20 protein-coding genes, 1 tRNA gene and 1 pseudogene are annotated in these 20,853 nt (G+C 65.7%); 17 read left to right on the top strand and 5 right to left on the bottom strand.

Annotation, left to right across the window (positions count from 1 at the left end; genetic code table 11):
* Positions 1 to 63 precede the first annotated feature (63 nt).
* The 12 genes from ACKAE7_RS14570 (at position 64) to ACKAE7_RS14515 (ending at position 13,366) form a co-directional block, all read left to right on the top strand.
* Positions 64 to 1,062, top strand: a complete 999-nt coding sequence (locus ACKAE7_RS14570) for a DNA topoisomerase IB (RefSeq protein WP_188809530.1) — start codon at positions 64 to 66, stop codon at positions 1,060 to 1,062.
* Between the two features lie 53 nt (positions 1,063 to 1,115).
* Positions 1,116 to 2,576 carry an FAD-dependent oxidoreductase gene (locus tag ACKAE7_RS14565; RefSeq protein WP_408979536.1) on the top strand — a complete coding sequence of 487 codons (1,461 nt, stop codon included), beginning with the start codon at positions 1,116 to 1,118 and terminating at the stop codon, positions 2,574 to 2,576.
* 187 nt (positions 2,577 to 2,763) lie between these two features.
* Positions 2,764 to 4,119, top strand: a complete 1,356-nt coding sequence (locus ACKAE7_RS14560) for a helix-turn-helix domain-containing protein (protein WP_191034765.1) — start codon at positions 2,764 to 2,766, stop codon at positions 4,117 to 4,119.
* A 174-nt stretch (positions 4,120 to 4,293) separates the two neighbouring features.
* On the top strand, positions 4,294 to 5,817 hold the full coding sequence (locus ACKAE7_RS14555; RefSeq protein ID WP_191034764.1) for an aldehyde dehydrogenase family protein: 1,524 nt from the start codon (positions 4,294 to 4,296) through the stop codon (positions 5,815 to 5,817).
* A 56-nt stretch (positions 5,818 to 5,873) separates the two neighbouring features.
* Positions 5,874 to 6,896: an alcohol dehydrogenase AdhP gene (gene adhP / locus ACKAE7_RS14550; RefSeq protein ID WP_190609492.1), complete on the top strand. Its 1,023-nt coding sequence runs from the start codon at positions 5,874 to 5,876 to the stop codon at positions 6,894 to 6,896.
* On the top strand, positions 6,896 to 7,300 hold the full coding sequence (locus tag ACKAE7_RS14545; protein WP_188809534.1) for a DUF779 domain-containing protein: 405 nt from the start codon (positions 6,896 to 6,898) through the stop codon (positions 7,298 to 7,300). The genes adhP and ACKAE7_RS14545 overlap by 1 nt, the downstream gene beginning before the upstream one ends.
* Positions 7,301 to 7,475: 175 nt before the next feature.
* Positions 7,476 to 9,020: an amino acid permease gene (locus ACKAE7_RS14540; RefSeq protein ID WP_190609495.1), complete on the top strand. Its 1,545-nt coding sequence runs from the start codon at positions 7,476 to 7,478 to the stop codon at positions 9,018 to 9,020.
* 89 nt (positions 9,021 to 9,109) lie between these two features.
* Positions 9,110 to 9,715: a TetR/AcrR family transcriptional regulator gene (locus ACKAE7_RS14535; RefSeq protein ID WP_188809536.1), complete on the top strand. Its 606-nt coding sequence runs from the start codon at positions 9,110 to 9,112 to the stop codon at positions 9,713 to 9,715.
* 220 nt (positions 9,716 to 9,935) lie between these two features.
* Positions 9,936 to 10,922 (top strand): ABC transporter substrate-binding protein, encoded by a 987-nt coding sequence (locus tag ACKAE7_RS14530; RefSeq protein ID WP_366277102.1) that lies wholly within the window; start codon positions 9,936 to 9,938, stop codon positions 10,920 to 10,922.
* Positions 10,919 to 11,761 (top strand): ABC transporter permease subunit, encoded by an 843-nt coding sequence (locus ACKAE7_RS14525; RefSeq protein ID WP_190609497.1) that lies wholly within the window; start codon positions 10,919 to 10,921, stop codon positions 11,759 to 11,761. Before ACKAE7_RS14530 ends, ACKAE7_RS14525 begins: the two co-directional genes overlap by 4 nt.
* A complete protein-coding gene (locus tag ACKAE7_RS14520) occupies positions 11,758 to 12,531 on the top strand; it encodes an ABC transporter permease (RefSeq protein ID WP_188809537.1) in 774 nt (257 codons plus the stop codon). The genes ACKAE7_RS14525 and ACKAE7_RS14520 overlap by 4 nt, the downstream gene beginning before the upstream one ends.
* Positions 12,521 to 13,366, top strand: a complete 846-nt coding sequence (locus ACKAE7_RS14515) for an ABC transporter ATP-binding protein (RefSeq protein ID WP_188809538.1) — start codon at positions 12,521 to 12,523, stop codon at positions 13,364 to 13,366. Before ACKAE7_RS14520 ends, ACKAE7_RS14515 begins: the two co-directional genes overlap by 11 nt.
* A gap of 26 nt (positions 13,367 to 13,392) precedes the next feature.
* On the opposite strand, the gene ACKAE7_RS14510 is transcribed toward ACKAE7_RS14515, so the two are convergent.
* From ACKAE7_RS14510 to ACKAE7_RS14500, 3 genes are all read right to left on the bottom strand, one after another.
* Positions 13,393 to 14,028 carry a DUF2461 domain-containing protein gene (locus ACKAE7_RS14510; RefSeq protein WP_408979535.1) on the bottom strand — a complete coding sequence of 212 codons (636 nt, stop codon included), beginning with the start codon at positions 14,026 to 14,028 and terminating at the stop codon, positions 13,393 to 13,395.
* Between the two features lie 142 nt (positions 14,029 to 14,170).
* Positions 14,171 to 15,667 carry a catalase gene (locus ACKAE7_RS14505; RefSeq protein WP_188727288.1) on the bottom strand — a complete coding sequence of 499 codons (1,497 nt, stop codon included), beginning with the start codon at positions 15,665 to 15,667 and terminating at the stop codon, positions 14,171 to 14,173.
* A 16-nt stretch (positions 15,668 to 15,683) separates the two neighbouring features.
* Positions 15,684 to 16,169 (bottom strand): Fur family transcriptional regulator, encoded by a 486-nt coding sequence (locus ACKAE7_RS14500; RefSeq protein WP_191034758.1) that lies wholly within the window; start codon positions 16,167 to 16,169, stop codon positions 15,684 to 15,686.
* A gap of 95 nt (positions 16,170 to 16,264) precedes the next feature.
* On the opposite strand from ACKAE7_RS14500, the gene ACKAE7_RS14495 reads away from it, so the two are divergent.
* Together ACKAE7_RS14495 and htpX are read left to right on the top strand one after the other, a co-directional pair.
* On the top strand, positions 16,265 to 17,536 hold the full coding sequence (locus ACKAE7_RS14495; RefSeq protein ID WP_408979534.1) for an MFS transporter: 1,272 nt from the start codon (positions 16,265 to 16,267) through the stop codon (positions 17,534 to 17,536).
* Positions 17,537 to 17,568: 32 nt separating this feature from the next.
* Positions 17,569 to 18,438, top strand: a complete 870-nt coding sequence (gene htpX / locus ACKAE7_RS14490; RefSeq protein WP_408979533.1) for a zinc metalloprotease HtpX — start codon at positions 17,569 to 17,571, stop codon at positions 18,436 to 18,438.
* A gap of 49 nt (positions 18,439 to 18,487) precedes the next feature.
* Here htpX and ACKAE7_RS14485 read toward each other — a convergent pair whose 3' ends face one another.
* Positions 18,488 to 18,979 (bottom strand): YajQ family cyclic di-GMP-binding protein, encoded by a 492-nt coding sequence (locus tag ACKAE7_RS14485; RefSeq protein WP_104184409.1) that lies wholly within the window; start codon positions 18,977 to 18,979, stop codon positions 18,488 to 18,490.
* Between the two features lie 186 nt (positions 18,980 to 19,165).
* On the opposite strand from ACKAE7_RS14485, the gene ACKAE7_RS14480 reads away from it, so the two are divergent.
* From ACKAE7_RS14480 to ACKAE7_RS14470, 3 genes are all read left to right on the top strand, one after another.
* Complete coding sequence (locus ACKAE7_RS14480; protein ID WP_104184408.1) at positions 19,166 to 19,420, top strand: hypothetical protein; 255 nt, start codon at positions 19,166 to 19,168, stop codon at positions 19,418 to 19,420.
* 168 nt (positions 19,421 to 19,588) lie between these two features.
* Positions 19,589 to 19,670 (top strand) — tRNA-Tyr (locus tag ACKAE7_RS14475).
* A gap of 289 nt (positions 19,671 to 19,959) precedes the next feature.
* The gene (locus ACKAE7_RS14470) at positions 19,960 to 20,391 is read left to right on the top strand and encodes a CBS domain-containing protein (RefSeq protein ID WP_188809543.1); all 432 of its coding nucleotides are present in this window, start codon (positions 19,960 to 19,962) and stop codon (positions 20,389 to 20,391) included.
* Positions 20,392 to 20,591: 200 nt separating this feature from the next.
* Here ACKAE7_RS14470 and ACKAE7_RS14465 read toward each other — a convergent pair.
* Positions 20,592 to 20,853, bottom strand: a pseudogene (locus ACKAE7_RS14465) (peptidoglycan-binding protein); the annotation flags it as partial.

Here is a 20,853-nt window from a genome sequence, read left to right as displayed (position 1 = left end):
AATCCGGGAAATAGTCAGTAGGCTTGCTTTCATGACTTTCGTGAAGCGGCCGGGCACGGCCCTGTGAGGCTCCGCCGCAGCAACGCCGCAGGCCGGGGCTACCGCCGTGTCGCCGCCGGCAAGGGCTTCAGCTACCGGGACCTCGACGGTTCAACGCTGCCGGCCGGCCCTGTCCGGGACCGGCTGGAGAGCATTGGCATCCCGCCCGCCTGGACCGACGTCTGGATTGCCCCGTTTGAGAACGGGCACATCCAGGCCACCGGGCTGGACGCCGTGGGCCGGCGCCAGTACATCTACCATCCGGAATGGAGGGAGCGGAAGGACCGGGTCAAGTTCGACCGCGCCCTGCAGCTGGCCGAATCGCTGCCCGCGGCCCGGCGCCGGGTCACCATGGACCTGCGCGGGGAGGGGTTCCCGCGCGAGCGGGTCCTCGCCGGCGCTTTCAGGATGCTGGACAGCGGGTCCCTGCGGGTGGGGTCCGAACGGTACACGAACGAGAACGGCAGCCACGGGCTGGCCACCCTGCTGTGTGCCCATGCGCAGGTGCGCAAGGACCGGGTCCACCTGAGTTTCCCGGCCAAGAGCGGCAAGGACTGGGAATCGGAAATCCGCGACGCTGACCTCGCCGCCCTGCTGCGCCTGCTCAAGCGCCGCGGGGGGAACGCCAGGCTCCTGGCGTACAAGGAGGGCCGGCGCTGGCGTCCCGTCACCAGCGCGGACATCAACGCCTACGTGAAGGAGCGGACCGGCTCGGACTTCACCGCCAAGGACTTCCGGACCCTGCGCGGAACCGCGGCTGCGGCCGCCAGCTTGGCACGGACCGGCCCGCAGCGGACGGCCGCCAAGCGCAAGCGCGCCATCAGCCGGGCCATGATTGACGCGTCCGAGGTGCTGGGCAACACCCCGTCCATCGCCCGTAAGAGCTACGTGGACCCGCGCGTGCTGGACCATTACCACGAGGGCGAAACCATCGACCCCAAACGCCCGGACTCCGCCGAAGCCGAGCTCCGGGCGCTGCTGTACCGGGAAGGCGACGTGGTTCCGCTGGCGAAAAGCGGCTGAGGCCTAGAATAGGGGACTGTGCGCTACCTGTTCGGCGCGACGTCATGCATCAGATGATCAGTTCAGAAGGGCTTCCGGTGTCCAACCACAGCGAAACCACCTCTTCCCGTCCCCTCCGCGTTGCCATTGTGGGCGCGGGACCGGCGGGCGTCTACGCTGCGGATATCCTGACCAAGTCCAGCGGGGTCAAGGACGGCGACTTCGAGGTCAGCATCGACCTCTTCGAGGCCTACCCGGCGCCTTACGGCCTGATCCGTTACGGCGTGGCCCCGGACCACCCCCGCATCAAGGGCATCGTCAATGCCCTGCACAAGGTCCTGGACCGCGGCGACATCCGGTTCCTGGGCAACGTAACCTACGGCCGGGACCTCACCCTCCACGACTTCCGCGCCTTCTACGACGCCGTGATCTTCTCCACCGGCGCCATCAAGGACGCGGACCTGGACATCCCCGGCATCGACCTGCAGGGCTCGTTCGGCGGCGCGGACTTCGTCTCCTGGTATGACGGCCACCCGGACGTGCCCCGCGAATGGCCGCTGGACGCCAGGGAAATCGCCGTGATCGGCAACGGCAACGTGGCCCTGGACGTGGCGCGGATGCTGGTCAAGCACCCCGAAGAGCTGCTGAGCACCGAGATCCCGGAGAACGTGTACGCCGGCCTGAAGTCTTCCCCGGTCACGGACGTGCACGTGTTCGGTCGGCGAGGCCCAGCCCAGGTGAAGTTCACGCCGCTGGAGCTGCGCGAACTGAGCCACATGAACGACGTGGACATTGTGCTCTACCCCGAAGACTTCGAATTCGACGAAGCCTCCGATGAAGCCATCCGCAGCAACAACCAGATCAAGACCATGGTGAACACCCTCACCAACTGGCTGGTGGAGGAACACACCGAGTCGGAGAACCCCTCGTCCCGGCGGCTGCACCTGCATTTCCTGCACAGCCCGGTGGAAATACTTGCCGACACCGAGGCGCCGGGCAAAGTGGGCGGCATCAAGTTCGAGCGCATGCAGCTTGACGGCACCGGCAATGTGAAAGGCACCGGGGAGTACATCGAGTACCCCGTCCAGGCGGTCTACCGGGCCATCGGCTACCACGGGTCCGCCCTGGATGAGCTGGAGTATGACGCCAAGCGGGGCGTCATCCCCAACGAAGGCGGACGCGTGCTCGACGCCGCGGGTAACCCGGTGCCGGGCATCTACGCCACCGGATGGATCAAGCGCGGACCGGTGGGCCTGATCGGCCACACCAAGGGCGACGCCCTGGAGACCATCGGCTTCCTGCTTGAGGACAGGCTTTCCCTGCCGCCGGCCCAGAATCCCGATCCCCAGGCCATCATCGACCTGCTGGAAGAGCGTGGCATCGAATACACCACGTGGGAGGGCTGGAACCGGCTGGACGCCCACGAGGCACAGCTCGGCGCGGCCTGGACCGGTCCCGAGGGCCTGGACCACGTGGTCCGCGAACGCATCAAGGTGGTGCCGCGCGAGGAGATGATCCGCATCTCGCGCGGCTGACCTACCCCGCCCCCAGCTGGAGTTTTTGTCCACTTATGCAGGGTTAAAGGCCTTTCAACCCTGCATAAGTGGACAAAAACTCCAAGGCTAGGTGGGGGAGGGGGGCCGCGCTAGAATGGCCACCACCCCTTGGCCGGCAGCATGCGGCCATGCCCCTTGCAGACGGATTGCAGCAACCAGGAGTTCGATGACGAACCTCACCCAGCCCGGCGCCGGCGAGTCGCTGCAGCTCCGCGCCCTGGCCGCGCACGAGCAGCTCGACGGCGGCACGTTCGCCGATGCGCCTGAGCTGCCCGGCCTGCGTGCACTGATCCGCGAATCCTGGCAGCGGTCGGCAGGCTTCAAGGCGAATCCGGACAACCCGGCGGCCCCGCTGGCCATGGACCTGGACGAACTGGACGACTACCGCAGGCAGCACCCCCTGGCCGCCATCATGCCGGTGATCAATAAACTCCTGGTGCAGCCAAGCCATGACAGCGGCCTGCTGGTGGCGGTGGGCGACGAAGTGGGCAGGCTGCTGTGGGTTGACGGGGACCCCGCGCTGCAGCGCCGGGCCGAGGGCATGATGTTCGTCCCGGGCGCCGACTGGTCCGAAGCCACCGTTGGCACCAGCGCGCCTGGTACCGCCCTGGCCCTGGGCCGCGGCATCCAGATTTCCGGTGCCGAGCACTACCAGCGGACGGTCCATCCGTGGAGCTGCACCGCTGTTCCCTTCCACGATCCGGATTCCGGTGCCGTCCTGGGCGTGGTGGACATTACCGGTACGGCCACGGCGGTGGCACCCCACACGTTGTCGCTCGTCGAGGCGACCGTGGCCGCCGCGCAGGCGCAGCTGCGCGTTGAACGGCTGCAGCTGGCTGCCTCGCTGGCCAGCAGGCCCGCGCGACGGCGGAGCCAGGGCAGCGCTTCCCGGTCACCGGGGGCAGGGGCGAAGGAAGGCAGCCTGTACCGCAACAGCCTCCAGCTGCTGGGCCGCGACCAGGCCCTCCTCAGCATCGAAGGCAAAACCGTGGTGCTGTCCGCCCGGCACAGCGAAATCCTCGCCCTGCTGAGCTCGCACCCCGAAGGACTGAGCGCCGAGGAACTCAGCGTCCTCCTGTACCCGGGCGACGGCTCCACCATGACCCTGCGCGCCGAGATGGTCAGGCTGCGCAAGGTCCTGCAGCAGCTCAACTCGGCCGCCGTGCCGGAGTCCCGGCCGTACAAGCTCACCATGGACCTTGTGCCGGACAGCGGCCAGGTCCTGAACTGCCTGCAGCGCGGCGCCCACCGGATCGCACTCGAGATCTACCGCGGCGCCGTGCTGCCCAAGTCCGAGGCCCCCGGCATCATCGACCTTCGGGACAGGGTCTCATCCCTGATGCGGGAAGCCGTCCTCACCGACGGCAGCGCCGAAACGCTGCTCAGGTACGCGGAGCTGCCGGAGGCGAGGGACGACGTCGGGGTCCGCCGTGCCGCCTTGAAACTGCTGCCCGCCCGCTCGCCTAAGCGTGCCGCCGTCGTCGCCGACCTCGAGCGGCTGGAAGCCGAACTCCGGGCCTGAGTTGTATTTGTGGTTGCGAATGTGGGCCCACGCCTGCAGGGTTCCCTGGCCGAGCTTGCGAGGTTAGGGGGCAGGTGGGGCGCAACCTGACTGCAACCTTTGCCCTCCTACGCTGAGTGCAACGGCGGACGCCATGACCCGGCCTCCGCCCCATGCACAGCAAAGGAGCTAGCAATGACTGTTTACGCCCAGCCCGGTACCGAGGGTTCGAAGGTCACCTTCAAGGACCGCTACGACAACTGGATCGGCGGCGAGTGGGTGGCCCCCGTCAAGGGCCAGTACTTCGAAAACGTCACCCCCGTCACGGGCAAGGCCTTCTGCGAGGTGGCCCGCGGAACAGCCGAGGACATTGAACTGGCACTCGACGCCGCGCACAAGGTTGCACCGTCCTGGGGCAAGACCTCCGTGGCCGAGCGCGCCGCGATCCTGAACAAGATCGCTGACCGGATCGACGAGAACCTGGAAATGCTGGCCGTCGCCGAGTCCTGGGACAACGGCAAGCCCATCCGCGAAACCCTCAACGCCGACATGCCCCTGGCCGCGGACCACTTCCGCTACTTCGCCTCCGCCGTCCGCGCCCAGGAGGGCCGGCTCTCGCAGCTCGACGACGACACCACCGCCTACCACTACCACGAGCCGCTCGGCGTCGTCGGCCAGATCATCCCCTGGAACTTCCCCATCCTGATGGCCGTCTGGAAGCTCGCTCCCGCGCTCGCCGCAGGCAACGCCGTGGTGCTCAAGCCCGCCGAGCAGACGCCGTCGTCCATCCTGGTCCTGATGGAGCTCATCGGCGACCTGCTCCCCGCCGGCGTCCTTAACGTGGTCAACGGCTTCGGCGTCGAGGCAGGGAAGCCGCTCGCGTCCAGCCCCCGCATCCGCAAGATCGCCTTCACGGGCGAGACCACCACGGGCCGGCTGATCAGCCAGTACGCCAGCCAGAACCTGATTCCCGTCACCCTTGAACTCGGCGGCAAGAGCCCCAACATCTTCTTCAACGACGTCGCCCAGGAAAACGACGCCTTCTACGACAAGGCACAGGAAGGCTTCGCGCTGTTCGCCTTCAACCAGGGCGAGGTATGCACCTGCCCGTCCCGCGCCCTGGTCCAGGAAGACATTTATGAGTCCTTCATGGCCGACGCCGTTGCCCGCGTGGAGAAGATGGTGCAGGGCAACCCGCTGGACACCGAGACGCAGGTGGGCGCCCAGGCATCCAACGACCAGCTAGAGAAGATCCTGTCCTACATCGACATCGGAAAGCAGGAAGGCGCCAAGGTCCTGACCGGCGGCGCCCGCGCCGAACTGCCCGGCGACCTCGCCGGTGGCTTCTACGTCCAGCCCACGGTCTTCGAGGGCCACAACAAGATGCGGATCTTCCAGGAGGAGATCTTTGGCCCGGTGGTGGCCGTGACGAAGTTCAGCGACTACAACGACGCCATGGGCCTTGCCAATGACACCCTGTACGGCCTCGGCGCCGGCGTCTGGTCGCGCAACGGCAACGTCGCGTACCGGGCGGGCCGGGAAATCCAGGCCGGCCGTGTCTGGGTGAACAACTACCACGCCTATCCGGCCGGGGCCGCGTTTGGCGGCTACAAGTCCTCAGGCATCGGGCGTGAGAACCACTCCATGATGCTGGACCACTACCAGCAGACCAAGAACCTGCTGGTCAGCTACAACGAAAACAAGCTCGGCTTCTTCTAGAAGCCGCCGCTGCACCCCCGCTCCAACCCAGCTACAACGACGCAAGGATTTCGCCAATGACGACGAGAATGCAAGCAGCAGTAGTAACCGAATTCGGCAAGGACCTCCAGGTCCAGGACCTCGAGATTCCCACCCCCGGTCCGGGACAGGCACTGGTCAAGGTCCTGACCACCGGCGTCTGCCACACCGACCTCCACGCGGCAGAAGGTGACTGGCCCGTCAAGCCCTCACCGCCCTTCATCCCCGGCCACGAGGGCGTGGGGGAAGTGGTGGCCCTTGGCGAGGGCGTCACGGACCTGGCCGTCGGTGACCTGGTGGGCAACGCCTGGCTCTGGTCCGCCTGCGGCGACTGCCAGTTCTGCCGCACCGGCTGGGAGACGCTCTGCGAAGCGCAGAAGAACGCCGGCTACAGCGTGGACGGCTCGTTTGGCGAGTACATGCTGGTGGACTCGCGGTTCGCCGCCCGCATACCGGCGGGATCCGACCCCGTCGAGGTGGCGCCGGTGCTGTGCGCCGGCGTCACCGTCTACAAGGGCCTGAAGATGACCGAGGCCAAGCCCGGCCAGTGGGTCACCATCTCCGGCATCGGCGGCCTGGGCCACATCGCGGTCCAGTACGCGGTGGCTATGGGCCTCCGGGTGGCGGCGGTGGACATTGCCGACGACAAGCTCGCGCTGGCGAAGGCCCACGGCGCCGAACTGACGGTCAACGCCCTGCACGAGGACCCGGTGGAAGTCATCCAACGCGAAACCGGAGGTTGCCATGGCGTCCTGGTCACGGCCGTGCACCCGTCAGCGTTCGGCCAGGCCATCGGCATGGCACGCCGTGGCGGGACGATCGTGTTCAACGGGCTGCCGCCGGGCGACTTTCCCGCACCGATCTTCGAGATTGTGCTCAAGGGCCTGACGGTCCGCGGTTCGATCGTGGGAACCCGGCAGGACATGGAGGAAGCGCTGGACTTCTACGCGCAGGGCAAGATCCACCCCACCGTGTCAGTGCGGGAACTCTCGGAAATCAACGCGGTGCTCGACGAGATGAAGCACGCCAAGATCGACGGCCGCGTGGTCCTGAGGTTCTGATGCCGGACACGCTGAAGGCCGCGGTGACGCTGCCCGGGGAGGAGTTCTCCCGGGTGGCGCTCACCCCGGCCGCCGTGCAGCTGCTGCGGAAACTGTGGCTCCAGCACGGGCCGCTCATGTTCCACCAGTCCGGCGGCTGCTGCGACGGGTCCTCGCCCATGTGCTACCCGGCGGGCGACTTCATCACCGCGGAAGCAGACGTCCTGCTGGGCCTCTTCGACCTCTCCGACGGACTGGAACCGCGGCCGCTGGAATTCTGGATGTCACGGGAACAATTCAGTTACTGGAGCCACACCCATCTCACGGTGGATGTGGTGGCGGGGCGGGGAAGCGGGTTTTCCGTGGAGGCGCCGGAGGGCAAACGGTTCCTGATCCGCTCCACCCTCATGGACTGGCCTGCCTAGTAATTCGGCCGAAGCACGCTTGGGACCCTCCAACCGGAGGGTCCCAAGTGCGTTCACCGCAACAAAGTTTGGCACATTGCGCATCTCACCATTCGGAACAATTCGGCCCGTCCAGTGGATGGACACTAGCGTTAGGAGGTCTGTTTCCAGCCGAAACCAGGATTGTGATTCCCCTATGAACCTTCTCCGGACCAAATCCATCGAGCAGTCGATGGCCGACGCCGATGAGCCCGGACGCAAGCTCAAGCGCTCCCTCAGCACCTGGGACCTGATGATCATGGGCGTCGCGGTGGCTGTCGGCGCCGGCATCTTCTCCGTGGGCGCCAAAGCGGCAGCCAACTTCTCGGGACCGGCCGTGACGCTGTCCTTTGCCGTCGCCGCGGTCACGTGCGCGCTGGCCATCATGTGCTACGCCGAGTTCGCCACCGCCATCCCGGTGGCAGGCTCCGCCTACGTCTTCACCTACGCCACCATGGGCGAACTCCTCGCCTGGATCATCGGCTGGAACCTGATCCTGGAACTCTTCACCGCGGCGGCAGTCATCGCCAAGTACTGGGGCATCTACCTCAGCAAGGTGTTCGCCCTCATGGGCGCCGATATTCCGGCGGCGGTCTCCCTGGGCGGGGTTGACCTTTACTGGGGCGCCTTCCTGATCGTCGCCGTCTTCACCGTGCTGCTGGTCCTTGGCACCAAGCTGTCCGCCCGCGTAGGCAACATCTTCACCCTCATCAAGATCGGCGTCGTCCTCTTTGTGATCGTGGTGGGCTTTACCTACGTAAAGTTCGAAAACTACGCTCCGTTCGTTCCCGCCGCTGAGCCCACCGGCGGCACGGGTACCGCCGACGTCCTCAAGCAGTCGTTCTTCGGCTTCCTGACCGGGGCCGCGCCGGCCCAGTACGGCACCCTGGGCATCTTTGCCGGTGCCGCGCTGGTGTTCTTCGCGTTCATCGGATTCGACGTGGTGGCCACCTCCGCCGAGGAAGTGAAGAACCCGCAGAAGACCCTGCCGCGCGGGATCTTCGGCGGACTGGCCCTGGTGACCCTGCTCTACATCCTGGTCTCGCTGGCCCTGACCGGCATGGTGTCCTACACGCAGCTGGCCGAAGCCGAGAACCCCACCCTCACCACCGCCTTCGAAGCCGTAGGCGACACCTCGGCCGCCAAGGTCATCGCCTTCGGCTCGCTGGTGGGCCTGACCACCGTGATCATGGTCCTCCTCATGGGCCTGTCCCGCGTGGTTCTCGCCATGAGCCGCGACGGCCTCCTGCCCCGGGCGCTGTCCAGGACCAGCGAGAAGCGTTCGACGCCGGTGCGCCTCCAGGTCATCTGCGGCGCCGCCGTTGCACTGGTGGCCGGCCTGACCAACGTGGACCTGCTGGAGGAAATGATCAACATCGGAACGCTGTCCGCGTTCGTGGTGGTAAGCCTCGGCATCCTGGTGCTCCGCAAGAAGCGCCCCGACCTGAAGCCCGCCTTCCGCGTCCCCTTCGGGAAGGTCCTGCCCATCGTGTCCGCAGTGTTGTGCCTCTACCTCATGACCAACCTTGCGGTGGAGACGTGGATCTTCTTTGCCATTTGGCTGGTCATCGGCATGGCGATCTACTTCGCCTACGGCCAGCGCCACTCCCGCCTCAACGAGCGGTTCGGCGACGCCAGCAGCGCCGTCAACGGAACGGCTTCCGGCGAGGTGCGCGACGGCGACGAGCTCACCCGCGTCTGACCCCTTTCCCCGAATGCCCGCCCAGGCCTGCCCGGGCGGGCATTCGCATGCCGGCTTCCAGGATGGAGCCGCCACCTAGGATTGGACTTATGGCCCGCCCCACACGACACGAACGCAAGGCCGAGCTCCTCGCCGCCATCCTTGACTATTTGATGGACAAGACGCTGGCTGAGCTCACCTTCCGGAGCCTGGCCGACGGCCTGGGAATGAGCGCCTACGTGCTGGTGTACCACTTCGGAAGCCGCGACCAGCTCATCAACGACATCGTTGTTTCCATCGAGTCCCGGCTGGACCGGATGCGCAACACCGACGTGCGGGACATCGACCGCGCCGCCTGGCGGGACTTCCTGCTGGATTCCTGGCAGTGGACCATGGCGCAGCGCAACCGGCACCTCACGCGGCTCGAATTTGAAGCGACGGCGCAGGACATCGTTGCCGCCGAGCCGCGGGGAACGTCGCAGGAACACTTCCGGATGCTCCACCACAAGACCCGCGACTGGCTGATGGTCCAGGGGATACCGGAGGAATTCGCCGATACGGACGCGCGGCTCTTCACCTCCACCTTCTACGGACTCCAGTTCGACTTCGTGGTCATGAACGAGCCGGAGGCAGCCACGAAGGCCTTCGAACTGATGCTCACGGTCTTCTTTAACAACCTTGAGGCCCGGTTGGCGGCCAGCGGACAGGACGGCTAAGCAGCCCTGCCCTCCGGACTCCCTTGCGCCGCGACGGCGGCAGCACACTGCCGCTGGGTGTCCCTTACGCCGCCGTCTCAGAGCTGTAACAATGAGCCGTATATGGGTGGCCTGACGGTCGTACCGTGATTGAATCAGAGTAATCGAACGATTGTTCGAATGGCGAACACCAGGGCTAGGGAACGCAGAAGTTCCCAGTCATGTGCACGAAGGAGTGAACATGAAACGTCGTCTTATTTCCGTCCTCGCAGCAGCCTCCATCCTTGGACTGGCGGGCTGCGGAAGCGGCTCGCCCAGTTCCACGGGAGGCGGAACCGCACCCGCCACCGGGGGCGGGGAAGAAGGTTTGACCAAGGTCAGCGTGGGCGTCATCCCCATTGTCGACTGCGCGCCCATCTATCTCGGTGACAAGCAGGGCTTCTTCAAGGAAGAGGGCCTTGAGCTGGATATCCAGACAGCCACCGGCGGCGCGGCTATTGTGCCCGGCGTGGTCAGCGGCAGCTTCGACTTCGCCTTCTCCAACCTGATCTCGGTCATGGTGGCCAAGGACAAGGGTCTGGACCTGAAGTTCGTGGCAAACGGCGCCTCCACCACGGGTGAAGAGGGCAAGGACATCGGCGGCGTCGTTGTCCCGGCCGGATCGGACATCCAGTCCGCCAAGGACCTCGCCGGCAAGACTGTTTCCGTGAACAACCTCTCCAATATCGGCGACACCACCATCAAGTCGGTCATCGAGAAGGACGGCGGCGATCCCAGCGGGGTGAAGTTCGTGGAAGTGGCCTTCCCGGACGCCCCTGCGGCGCTGGCCAACAAGCAGGTGGATGCAGCATGGATCCTCGAGCCGTTCCTGTCCAAGGCCGTGGATGAAGGCGGAACGGTTGTGTCGTCGAACTTCGTGGAGATGAGCCCGGAACTCGATATCGCCGGCTACTTCACCAAGGGCGACACCATCAGCGGTAAAGCCGACCTGACGGAAAAGTTCACCCGCGCCATGAACAAGTCCCTGGAATACGCCCAGGAGCACCCGGACGAAGTCCGCGAGATCGTGGGCACGTACACCAAGATCGACGAGGCCACGCGGGCGAAGATGATCCTCCCGCGCTACCGCGTTGAGTTCGACGAGGGCGCGTTCAAGACGCTGGGCGACGCGGCAGCCAAGTACGGCACGCTCTCCACAGCCCCCAGTGCGGACGACCTCCTCCCGTGAGTCCTGGAACCCTGGCCGCCGGCGGTGCCGCTCCACCCGTGGAGCGGCACCGCCGGAAGGCGGGCAAGGGGGCCTCGAAGCAGCTGCTGGGGATCCTGGGCATTATCGGATTCCTGGCGACGTGGGAGCTCATTCCCCGGCTCGGCCTGATCGATGAACGGTTCCTCCCGCCCGCCAGCGAGGTCATAGCCGCCCTGGTCGTCGACTTCGGACTGACGGCCTTCTGGGTTGCGGTGGGCGAGACCATGAAGGCGTGGTTCCTCGGCCTGCTGATGGCAGTGGCGGCAGCCGTCCTGCTGGGCTTTATCATCGGCTCCAGCGATTTCCTGCGGAAGGCCACCAATTCAACCATCGAGTTCCTTCGACCCATCCCGTCGGTTGCCCTCATCCCGTTGGCCGTGCTGCTCTTCGGCGTGAAAATCGAGTCGTCCCTGCTCCTGATTGTTTACGCCTCCTTTTGGCAGGTCCTGATCCAGGTGCTGTACGGAGTGGCCGATGTGGATATGGTTGCCAACAACACCGCCAAGACGTACGGCCTGGGCAGGATGGCCCGGATCCGGTACGTGGTCTTTCCCACCGCACTGCCCTACCTGATGACGGGCGTGCGGCTCGCCGCCGCCGTGGCGCTGGTCCTGGCCATCACCGCGGAACTCGTCATCGGATCCCCGGGACTCGGCAGGGAGATCGCCCTGGCCCAGTCCGGCGGCGCCATCTCCGGCATGTACGCCCTGGTGTTGGCCACCGGCCTGATCGGCGTCCTCATCAACATGCTGATGCGCCAGATCGAAAAAAGGATCCTGGGCTGGCACTCGTCCATCCGGTCGGAGGTGATCGTATGAGGACGGCCAGGAACATCGGCTACATCCTGGGACTGCCGGCGCTGCTGGTCCTGGTCTGGTGGGTGTCCACCCTGGGCTCAGTCAATTTCTTTGTCCCCAAGCCAGCAGACCTCGTGGAGACGTTTGGCGAGGTCTGGTTCGGTGAGCGTTTCTTTTCGGATGTCCTGCCCAGCCTGGGCCGGCTTGTGGTGGGCGTCGCCGTTGCCATCCTTATCGGGGTGGTGGGCGGTGTCCTGATCGGATCCGTCCGCTGGCTGCGGGCCCTCCTGGAACCAACGCTTGAGTTCTTCCGCGCCATCCCGCCCCCGGTCCTGGTGCCGGTCCTCATGCTGCTCATGGGAATAACCGATTCCATGAAGGTCATGGTGATCATCTCCGGCTGCGTCTGGCCGGTGCTGCTGAACACCATCGAAGGCGTCCGGGCCGTGGACCCTGTCCTTTCCGACTCCGCCCACACCTACGGCATCAGCGGCTGGGCGCGGGTCCGGTACCTGGTGCTGCCCTCCGCTAGCCCGCAGATCATGGCCGGCGTCCGCCAGTCGCTGTCCCTCGGGCTGATCCTGATGGTGATCTCCGAAATGTTTGCCTCGTCCTCCGGGCTGGGCTTTACGATCGTCCAGTTCCAGCGGTCCTTCGCCATCCCCGAGATGTGGTCCGGCATCGTGGTCCTGGGCCTGCTGGGCGTGGCCATGTCCTTCATCTTCCAGTGGGCCGAACGGAACATCCTGCGCTGGTACCACGGCCAGAAAGAGGTAGAAAATGCAGCCTGACGCCACTCAAGCAAACACGGAGGCCACGCTTTCCGTACGGGGGCTGAAGAAGGTCTACCAGACCGACGGCGGCGACGTCGAGGCTGTCCGGAACCTCACCTTCGACCTGCGCGCCGGGGAGCTGGCCTGCCTGGTGGGGCCTTCCGGGTCCGGTAAAACCACACTGCTCAAGTGCATCTCCGGGCTCATGGCGCCCACCGAGGGCGAGGTGCTCCTTGACGGCAAGCGCGTGACCGGCCCACCGAAGAAGATGGCGGTGGTCTTCCAGGAATACGGGCGTTCGCTGTTCCCGTGGATGCGGGTGCGGGACAACGTGGAACTGCCACTGAAGAACCAGGGTGTCCCCAAGGGCGAACGCGACCGGCTGGTGGACAACGCACTCGAAGCAGTGGGCCTCTCCCACGTCCCGCGGTCCTACCCCTGGCAGCTCTCCGGCGGCATGCAGCAGCGCGTCGCAATCGCCCGGGCCATCGCCTACCAGCCCGAGGTCCTGCTCATGGACGAGCCGTTCGCTGCGGTGGATGCGCAGACCCGCGCCGACCTTGAGGACCTGATCCGGGTTGTCTGGAAAAAACTCGGCGTGACGGTGCTGTTCGTGACCCACGACATTGACGAATCCGTCTACCTTGGCGAGCGGGTCATCATCCTGTCGAGCTCTCCGACGGTGATCCAGGAGGACATCCAGATCGACCTCCCGGCGGACCGTGACCAGCTGAACACCCGTTCCCTGCCGCGCTTTACCGAGTTGCGCCACCACGTCTACGAACAGATCCAGCTGGCCAAGAAGGGACACCGGCCGGCTGCGGCTACCTCCGGGGGAGCAGGCACCGAATAGGGAATTCGCACAAGGGGGTACACCGCTCAAGGGGCTGCGTGCCGGCTGACCCAGTCCACCAACAGGCGCAGGTCATCCCACAGCTCCGCGATTTCATGGACCGCGCCGGGGGTGGCCAGCCAGTCCGGCATGCCCAGGCTGACGCTGGCTGAGAGGGATTTGTGCTTCAGGAGTTCCGCCCGCGGATGCTCGCGGGCGTACCCGCGCGGCACTGTTTTCAGTTTCTCGCCCTCAACAGAGAAGCCGGCTGCGGCAACGGCCTCCACAATGTGGCGGAGAGCCTCACCGGTGCCTGAGGCGTCCACCGCGTTGCGGTAGCGGGCCAGCTGCGCAGGGGTGTGCGAGTGGCAGCCCCCGCCCACCAGCAGGCCTTCAGCGCTTATCTGCAGGTAGTAGCCAACACCCTCCTGGACGGACGCCACCGCACCCTGGGCCGTCTTGTACGGGGACTTGTCCTCGGAGAACCGGATATCCCTGTTGGGCCGGAAAAGCTTCGCCGGACCGAACCGGGGCTCCAGCTCTGCTAGCAGTGATGCCAGCGGTTCCTTGACCAGCGACTGGTACCCCGCCCGGTGTTCCTGCCACCACTCCCGGTTGTTGTTGTCCTGAAGCTCTTCGTAGAACCCAAAAGCGCCGGCCGGGATGCCCTGGAAAGTTGTCATGGTGCGAGCCTAGGGGCGCCCCGCACCGGAGGACAGTGCCCGGATCCGCTATGTGCACAGGCTGCCCTATGTGGAAAAGGGGCCACCCCGCCACGGAATCCGTGACGGGGTGGCCCCTGGAGCAACCTCAGGAAAGGCTGGATTAGCCGATCTTGTTGGCTGATTCTGCGTCCGAAGCCGGCGCTGACGGTGCGTCTGCGGCACCGAGGTTGGCGCGCAGCTTGGCGCCGAGGTCGGCGTCAACGTTCGTCCAGTACTGGATGGCGCGTTCCTTGATGCCGGGGCTCTTCACGCCGCCCACGGCACCGGTGATGGTCTCGAGCAGGCGGGCCTTGGCGCCGTCGTCGAAAACCTCGCGGTACAGAGTGCCAGCCTGGACAAAGTCGCTGTCCTCAGCGTGGAGGGAGTGCGCAGCCAGCGTCAGCTCGCCGTCGTTCTCCCAGCCGCCGGCCGGGTTCTGCGGCTCCACGGCAGCCGGGCCGCCCACGGAGTTGGGGGCGTACACCGGAACGGACGGGGCGTTGAAGTGGTAACGCCCGGCGCCGTCCTGGCTGTAGTTGTTGACCTGGTTCTTGGGCTGGTTCACCGGGATCTGCGCGTGGTTGGTGCCTACGCGGTAGCGGTGCGCGTCCGCGTAGGAGAAGATGCGGGCCTGCAGCATCTTGTCCGGGGAAGCGGCGATGCCCGGAACGAAGTTCGACGGCGCGAAAGTGGCCTGCTCGATCTGTGCGAAGTAGTTCTCCGGGTTCCGGTTCAGCTCCATGGTGCCCACCTTGATCAGCGGGTAGTCGCCGTGCGGCCACACCTTGGTCAGGTCGAACGGGTTGAAGCGGTAGGTCTTGGCGTCCTCGTACGGCATGACCTGGACGTGCAGGTCCCAGGACGGGAAGTTGCCGGCTTCGATGTTCTCGGACAGGTCGCGGATGTAGTAGTCAGCGTCCGAGCCGGCCAGCTGCTCTGCCTGCTCGCTGCCCATGGAGTTCACGCCCTGGTTGGACTTGAAGTGGTACTTGACCCAGAAGCGCTCGCCCTCGGCGTTGATCCACTGGTAGGTGTGCGAGCCGTAGCCCTGCATTTCACGCCAGGAGGCGGGCAGGCCGCGGTCGCCCATCAGCCAGGTGACCTGGTGGGCGGATTCGGGGGACAAGGTCCAGAAGTCCCACTGCATGTCTGCGTCGCGCAGGTGGGTGCCCGGGAGGCGCTTCTGGGAGTGGATGAAGTCCGGGAACTTGATGCCGTCGCGGATGAAGAAGACGGGGGTGTTGTTGCCCACGAGGTCGTAGTTGCCCTCGGAGGTGTAGAACTTCACGGCGAAGCCGCGGGGATCGCGCCAGGTGTCCGGGGAGCCGCTTTCGCCGGCCACGGAGGAGAAGCGGATCAGCATCTCGGTTTCGACGCCCGGCTGCAGGAAGGCTGCCTTGGTGTACCTGGACACATCCTCGGTGGCCTTGAACGTGCCGAATGCGCCGCCGCCCTTGGCGTGCACTACGCGCTCCGGAACCCGCTCGCGGTTGAACTGGGCGAGCTTTTCCACCAGGTAGTGGTCAGTCAGGATGATGGCACCGTCGGCACCGGTTGACTTGGAGTGCGCGTCGGACGTAACCGGGGCACCTGACTGGGTTGTTGAAATGGCAGTCATTGTTCTCCTATTTCTCTTATTTCTGTGTTTCTTCAGAGGGACGATTGGAAGGAAGTTGTTGGGACTGCTGGCAGTCCTGGCAGATGCCCTGGTACATGACATCGGCGATCTGGATGGTCATCGGCTTGGTTGCCTCATCCCAGTGGGGGGTGAGGCAGGGCGCGTGGCCCACTGCGCAGTCGACGTCCTCCACGCGGCCGCAGCTGATGCAGATGGCGTGGTGGTGGTTGTCTCCCACCCGTGTTTCGTACAGGGCGGGGGAGTGCGGGGGCTCAAACCTGCGGAGCATATGCAGGTCAGTCAGGTCGCCCAGCACCACATACACGGACTGGGCCGTCAGCTCGGGAAGCTCGGCACGGGCGGCGCTCAGGATGCTTTCGGCGGGGGAATGGGGATGGCGTTCGACGGCGGACAGGACCGCCAGCCGCTGTTTGGTCACCCTGCGGCCGTGGGCGCGCAGGGCGGCAGCCCATGCTTCGTGGCCGTCAAAGTGTTCCGTCATGACACCATTCAAGCACTTATTATGAACATCTCACAATAAGGCTGGACTAACCTCGCGGGAACCAGCAGCCACATCCGCACCACTAGGGTTGCAGGGTGGGGAAACTGCTCGCTGACATCACGCCGCTCCGGGAGAGCCCGGCGTTCCGCAGGCTCTGGCTGGGATCGGCCGTGTCCGCCGTCGGAAGCCAGCTCACGTTGGTGGCAGTCAGCCTGCAGGTCTACCGCCTGACCCAGGACAGCTTCTACGTGGGGTTGCTGGCCGTTTTCGCCCTGGTGCCGCTGGTCATTGGCGGGCTGCTGGGCGGTTCCATCGCCGACGCCCACGACCGCCGCAGGGTGGCCCTCCTCGCCACCTCTGTCCTGTGGCTCACCACAGGCGTGATTGTCCTGCAGTCCTGGCTGCAGCTGGACAATGTGTGGCTCCTGTACCTGTTGGTGGCGGCGCAGAGCGGAGCCCAGGCCATCAACCAGCCGGCCCGCAGCGCCATCCTCCCCATGCTGGTCCGCAAGGAACTCCTGCCCGCAGCCAACGCCCTCAGCATGATGTCCTTCGGCCTCGCCATGACGGCAGGTCCCCTGCTGGCCGGCGTGCTGGTCGCCTGGATAGGGTTCGCCTGGACCTACACGCTCGACTTCCTCAGCTTCGCGTTCGTGCTGTGGGCGGTGTACCGGCTGCCGCCCCTCCCGCCGTCGGGAACTCCGCGCCGGCCCGGGCTCCGCTCCGTCGTCGAGGGCTTCCGCTTCCTGGGCACCCGGCCCAACCTGCGCATGACCTTCGTTATTGACCTGATCGCCATGATCCTGGCCCAGCCGCGGGCGCTCATGCCGGCCATCGGCGCGGTCATGATCGGCGGCGGCGAGGCCACCGTGGGCGTCCTCCTTGCCTCCACCGCCATCGGCGCCTTCCTGGCCGGGCTGTTCTCCGGACCGCTCGGGAATGTGCGCCGGCAGGGGAGCGCCGTGGTCTTCTCGGTGATGGGGTGGGGCGCCTCCATCGCCGGGTTCGGGCTCGTGGTGCTGCTGGCCGGGCGCGTCCCGGACGGAGCGGTGACGCTGTGGCTGCTTCCCGCGGCACTGTGCTGCGCGCTGGCCGGGATCGCCGATTCCATCAGCGGCGTTTTCCGCCACACCATCCTGCAGGCCGCAACGCCGGACCACCTCCGCGGGCGCCTCCAGGGGGTGTTCATCGTGGTGGTGGCGGGAGGCCCCAGGATCGGTGACCTGCTGGCAGGCGGCGCAACCAAAATCGTGGCAGAGGGCTGGGTCCTGCTGATCGGCGGCTTCCTCTGCGTCGCCGGCGCGTGGGCGGCCGCAAAGCTGCAGCCCGGCTTCAGGGAATACGACGCCCGGAACCCTGTCCCCTAGACAGCCGTTTCCTTAGTGAGTAAGGAGGAGACGTGCACAAACATTACAACGGCCTCAAGACGGTGGCGCTCTTCGGGGTGCTGTGGGCGGTGCTCCTCGGACTCGGGGCGGTAATCGGCACCAGTACCCGCAGTTCCGCGCCCATCTGGATCATGGCCCTGGTGGGGGTGTTTACCACCGCCTACGGATACTGGAACAGCGACAAGATCGCCATCCGGTCCATGCAGGCCATTCCCGTGGCCGAGGCGCGGGCCCCGCAGCTCTACCAGATGGTCCGCGAGCTTTCGGCCCGGGCCAACCAGCCCATGCCGCGCATCTATCTTTCGCCCACCATGAATCCGAATGCCTTCGCCACCGGCCGGAATCCCCGCAATGCCGCGGTCTGCGTGACCCAGGGCATCCTGCAGCTGTTGGATGCCCGCGAGCTTCGCGGCGTCCTGGGGCATGAACTGATGCACGTCTATAACCGGGACATCCTCACCTCGTCAGTAGCCGCCGCCGTCGCAGGCGTGATCACCTCGGTGGGGCAGATGCTGCTGTTCTTCGGCGGCGGGGACCGCCGCAACTCCAATCCGCTGGCCATGATCGCCATGGCGCTGCTCGCCCCCTTCGCGGCGTCCCTGATCCAGCTCGCCATTTCCCGGACGCGGGAGTACGACGCCGACGAGGACGGTTCGCAGCTGACCGGCGATCCGTTGGCCCTCGCCTCAGCCCTGGGCAAGATCGAGCGCGGCGTCAGTATCGCCCCGCTGCCCCAGGACCAGCGCCTGGTGAACGCCTCGCACCTGATGATCGCCAATCCGTTCCGCGGCGGGGCGATGAACAAGCTGTTCGCCACCCACCCGCCCATGCGGGACCGGATTGCGCGGCTGGAGCGGCTGGCGGGCCGGCCGCCAGCCTGACGCACGGCTGGCGGCCTAAATCCTGCGCGTCGAAAGCCGAAGGGAAGGACTAGCTGCGGAAGTTCACAAACTGCAGGTCGGCCTCGTCGAAGTCCTTCAGCAGGGCCATGGTGGCCTGCAGGTCGTCACGGGACTTTGACGTCACGCGCAGTTCGTCGCCCTGGATCTGGGACTTGACGGACTTGGGCGCCTCGTCGCGGATGAGCTTGTTGATCTTCTTCGCCAGGTCCTGCGCGATTCCCTCCTTGATGGAGGCCTCGAGCCGGAACTCCTTGCCGGAGGCGTACGGCTCGCCGGTGTCCAAAGACTTCAGTGAGATGCCACGGCGGATCAGCTTGGACTGCAGGACATCCAGCACCGCCAACACCCGTTCCTCCGAGTTGGCCTTCATCAGGATCTTGTCGCCGCTGAAGTCCACCTCGGCTCCCACGCCCTTGAAGTCGTAACGCTGCGCCAGTTCCTTCTGCGCCTGGTTCAGCGCGTTGGCCACTTCCTGCTTGTCCACTTTGCTTACGACGTCGAACGTTGACTCGCCTGCCATGACTCTCCTTATGCCGGTGGGAACCCTGTGCGGGAACAGGGCTTGATCGCTGCCTAAAAGCCTAATACGGATGCCGGTGTTGGTGGGGGAGTGGGGTTCACAGTTCCCTCTCAGCGGACACCCGGAGGGAACGAAGGAGGCCGCCGCAGAGTTGGAAAAGTTGGGAAGCTGCACGAAGGGAACACCATGCACCGCAAGGCCGTCCGGTACGCCACGCGAACCACCACAGCAGCTGCTGGAGCGGTTGCCGGCGCCGCCAGCTCCGTCGCGGCCGCGGCAGTTGCTGCGGCCATCATCTTCAGTCCCGTGCCGGACGCCTCGGCCCGGATGGAAGGTGTCCACGAGGACCTGCTCCGTGCTGTCCAGCTGAACCAGATCACAGAGGAGCAGGCCGTGAAGTTCGAAGCGCGGCTCGCCGGCAGGATCCTGGGCGGGGCCTGATTCCGTCCCTTTCCCCTGGTATTGCAAGGGTTTTCGAGGCGTCCGCGGCCCGATTCGATTCTTCGGCGGAAGTTCTGTAAAGTTGTCTTGCCCGCGGTTACTGGAAGCGGAACAGCCCGGAAACGGACGGTTCGCAGACTGCATCGGCGGGTACTTCTTTTGAAGTTCGGCAGATTACCCGAGCGGCCAAAGGGGGCTGACTGTAAATCAGCTGGCAACGCCTACGGGGGTTCGAATCCCTCATCTGCCACCCAAGGAAAAGCCTCCGGAACCGAATGGTTCCGGAGGCTTTTTTGTGCCCGGGCCCCGGATCCAGCGCCTGAGTCACGGGCTTGTTCGCGAATCCTGCCCATGGAAGGTCCTGGGCCGCGAGGAAGGCCGGGAAGCCAGGCAGCGGGCCCGGCGTCGTGCGCGGAAGCCCCCTTCCGAAGCCGTGGAAAACCGCCGTCGACATCACTGGGAGCCCGGCGTAGGCTGGCAGCATCGGCGCATGTGCCCCGGTACCCTGCGTCGATATCCCCATCGATGAAGGAGGACCAATGAGTGCCGTACGTGAGTTCATGACGACGGACGCGCAGTGTATTAAGGAAAACCAGTCCCTGGTGGATGCCGCCAAGATGATGATGGACCTTGACTGCGGGTCGCTGCCCATCTGCGGTGACGACGGCAAGCTGAAGGGCATGATCACCGACCGCGACATCGTGCTCAAGTGCGTGGCAGCAGGACGCGATCCCCGCGAAATGATGGCCCGCGACCTCGCCTCGGGCAGGCCGCACTGGGTCGACGCGGACGCGAACGTTGACGCGGCGATCGAGATGATGGAAACCCACCAGGTCCGCCGGCTCCCGGTGATCGCCGACCACAAGCTGGTGGGCATCATCAGCCAGGGCGACATTGCCCGGAACTACTCCGAGCAGCGCGTGGGTGAGCTCGTGGAGCACATCTCGGAGCGCAAACCGATGAACGCGTAGGTGGGAATTCCCCCGTCAGGATTACCCGCTACCAACGCCACGGGGTCCCCTCCGTGGCGTTTCTTTGTGTCCGGTCATGGCCTTGTCCGCGGCTCCCCGCCGTCAAGGCTAGGAACCGCGGACAAGCTTGGGAAACCTGGGGGATCTTCAGCCACTCGGGCCAGGGTGCCAGTGAGGCATTCCCGTCAGTTCAGTGCAAGTCAGTTCAGCGCAATCAGGAGCATCTGGCTCGTGCCGGGGATGCAGGTCTGGAGGATCGCCCGGGGGAAACCGCCGAAGACAGCAATGACGTCGTTGGTGGTCCCCGGGTTGGGCACCTGTCCCCGTGCTGAGACGGTATAGGTTCCGTAGCCCGGGATGCTGACGGTTTCCCCTACGCCTATGCCGGAGAACCGGGCCCAGCCGCCACAGAAGTCGTGCTCAGTGATAAAGAGCGAGTAGCCGTCGTTGGGCGTGTAGTGG

The organism is Pseudarthrobacter sp. NKDBFgelt, from assembly GCF_046097905.1.
Lineage (GTDB): Bacteria > Actinomycetota > Actinomycetes > Actinomycetales > Micrococcaceae > Arthrobacter > Arthrobacter polychromogenes.
The sequence above is the reverse complement of the archived record's forward strand: the minus strand, read 5'-3'. Positions and strand labels throughout refer to the sequence as shown.

Coding starts and splice junctions, on each gene's coding strand:
- ACKAE7_RS14480 (WP_104184408.1), top strand. CDS start 19,166: ATGCACCGCAAGGCCGTCCGGTACGCCACGCGAACCACCACAGCAGCT.
- ACKAE7_RS14470 (WP_188809543.1), top strand. CDS start 19,960: ATGAGTGCCGTACGTGAGTTCATGACGACGGACGCGCAGTGTATTAAG.
- ACKAE7_RS14485 (WP_104184409.1), bottom strand. CDS start 18,979: ATGGCAGGCGAGTCAACGTTCGACGTCGTAAGCAAAGTGGACAAGCAG.
- ACKAE7_RS14515 (WP_188809538.1), top strand. CDS start 12,521: ATGCAGCCTGACGCCACTCAAGCAAACACGGAGGCCACGCTTTCCGTA.
- ACKAE7_RS14535 (WP_188809536.1), top strand. CDS start 9,110: ATGGCCCGCCCCACACGACACGAACGCAAGGCCGAGCTCCTCGCCGCC.
- ACKAE7_RS14510 (WP_408979535.1), bottom strand. CDS start 14,028: ATGACAACTTTCCAGGGCATCCCGGCCGGCGCTTTTGGGTTCTACGAA.
- ACKAE7_RS14555 (WP_191034764.1), top strand. CDS start 4,294: ATGACTGTTTACGCCCAGCCCGGTACCGAGGGTTCGAAGGTCACCTTC.
- adhP (WP_190609492.1), top strand. CDS start 5,874: ATGACGACGAGAATGCAAGCAGCAGTAGTAACCGAATTCGGCAAGGAC.
- ACKAE7_RS14530 (WP_366277102.1), top strand. CDS start 9,936: ATGAAACGTCGTCTTATTTCCGTCCTCGCAGCAGCCTCCATCCTTGGA.
- ACKAE7_RS14500 (WP_191034758.1), bottom strand. CDS start 16,169: ATGACGGAACACTTTGACGGCCACGAAGCATGGGCTGCCGCCCTGCGC.
- ACKAE7_RS14545 (WP_188809534.1), top strand. CDS start 6,896: ATGCCGGACACGCTGAAGGCCGCGGTGACGCTGCCCGGGGAGGAGTTC.
- ACKAE7_RS14560 (WP_191034765.1), top strand. CDS start 2,764: ATGACGAACCTCACCCAGCCCGGCGCCGGCGAGTCGCTGCAGCTCCGC.
- ACKAE7_RS14520 (WP_188809537.1), top strand. CDS start 11,758: ATGAGGACGGCCAGGAACATCGGCTACATCCTGGGACTGCCGGCGCTG.
- ACKAE7_RS14540 (WP_190609495.1), top strand. CDS start 7,476: ATGAACCTTCTCCGGACCAAATCCATCGAGCAGTCGATGGCCGACGCC.
- ACKAE7_RS14505 (WP_188727288.1), bottom strand. CDS start 15,667: ATGACTGCCATTTCAACAACCCAGTCAGGTGCCCCGGTTACGTCCGAC.
- ACKAE7_RS14565 (WP_408979536.1), top strand. CDS start 1,116: ATGATCAGTTCAGAAGGGCTTCCGGTGTCCAACCACAGCGAAACCACC.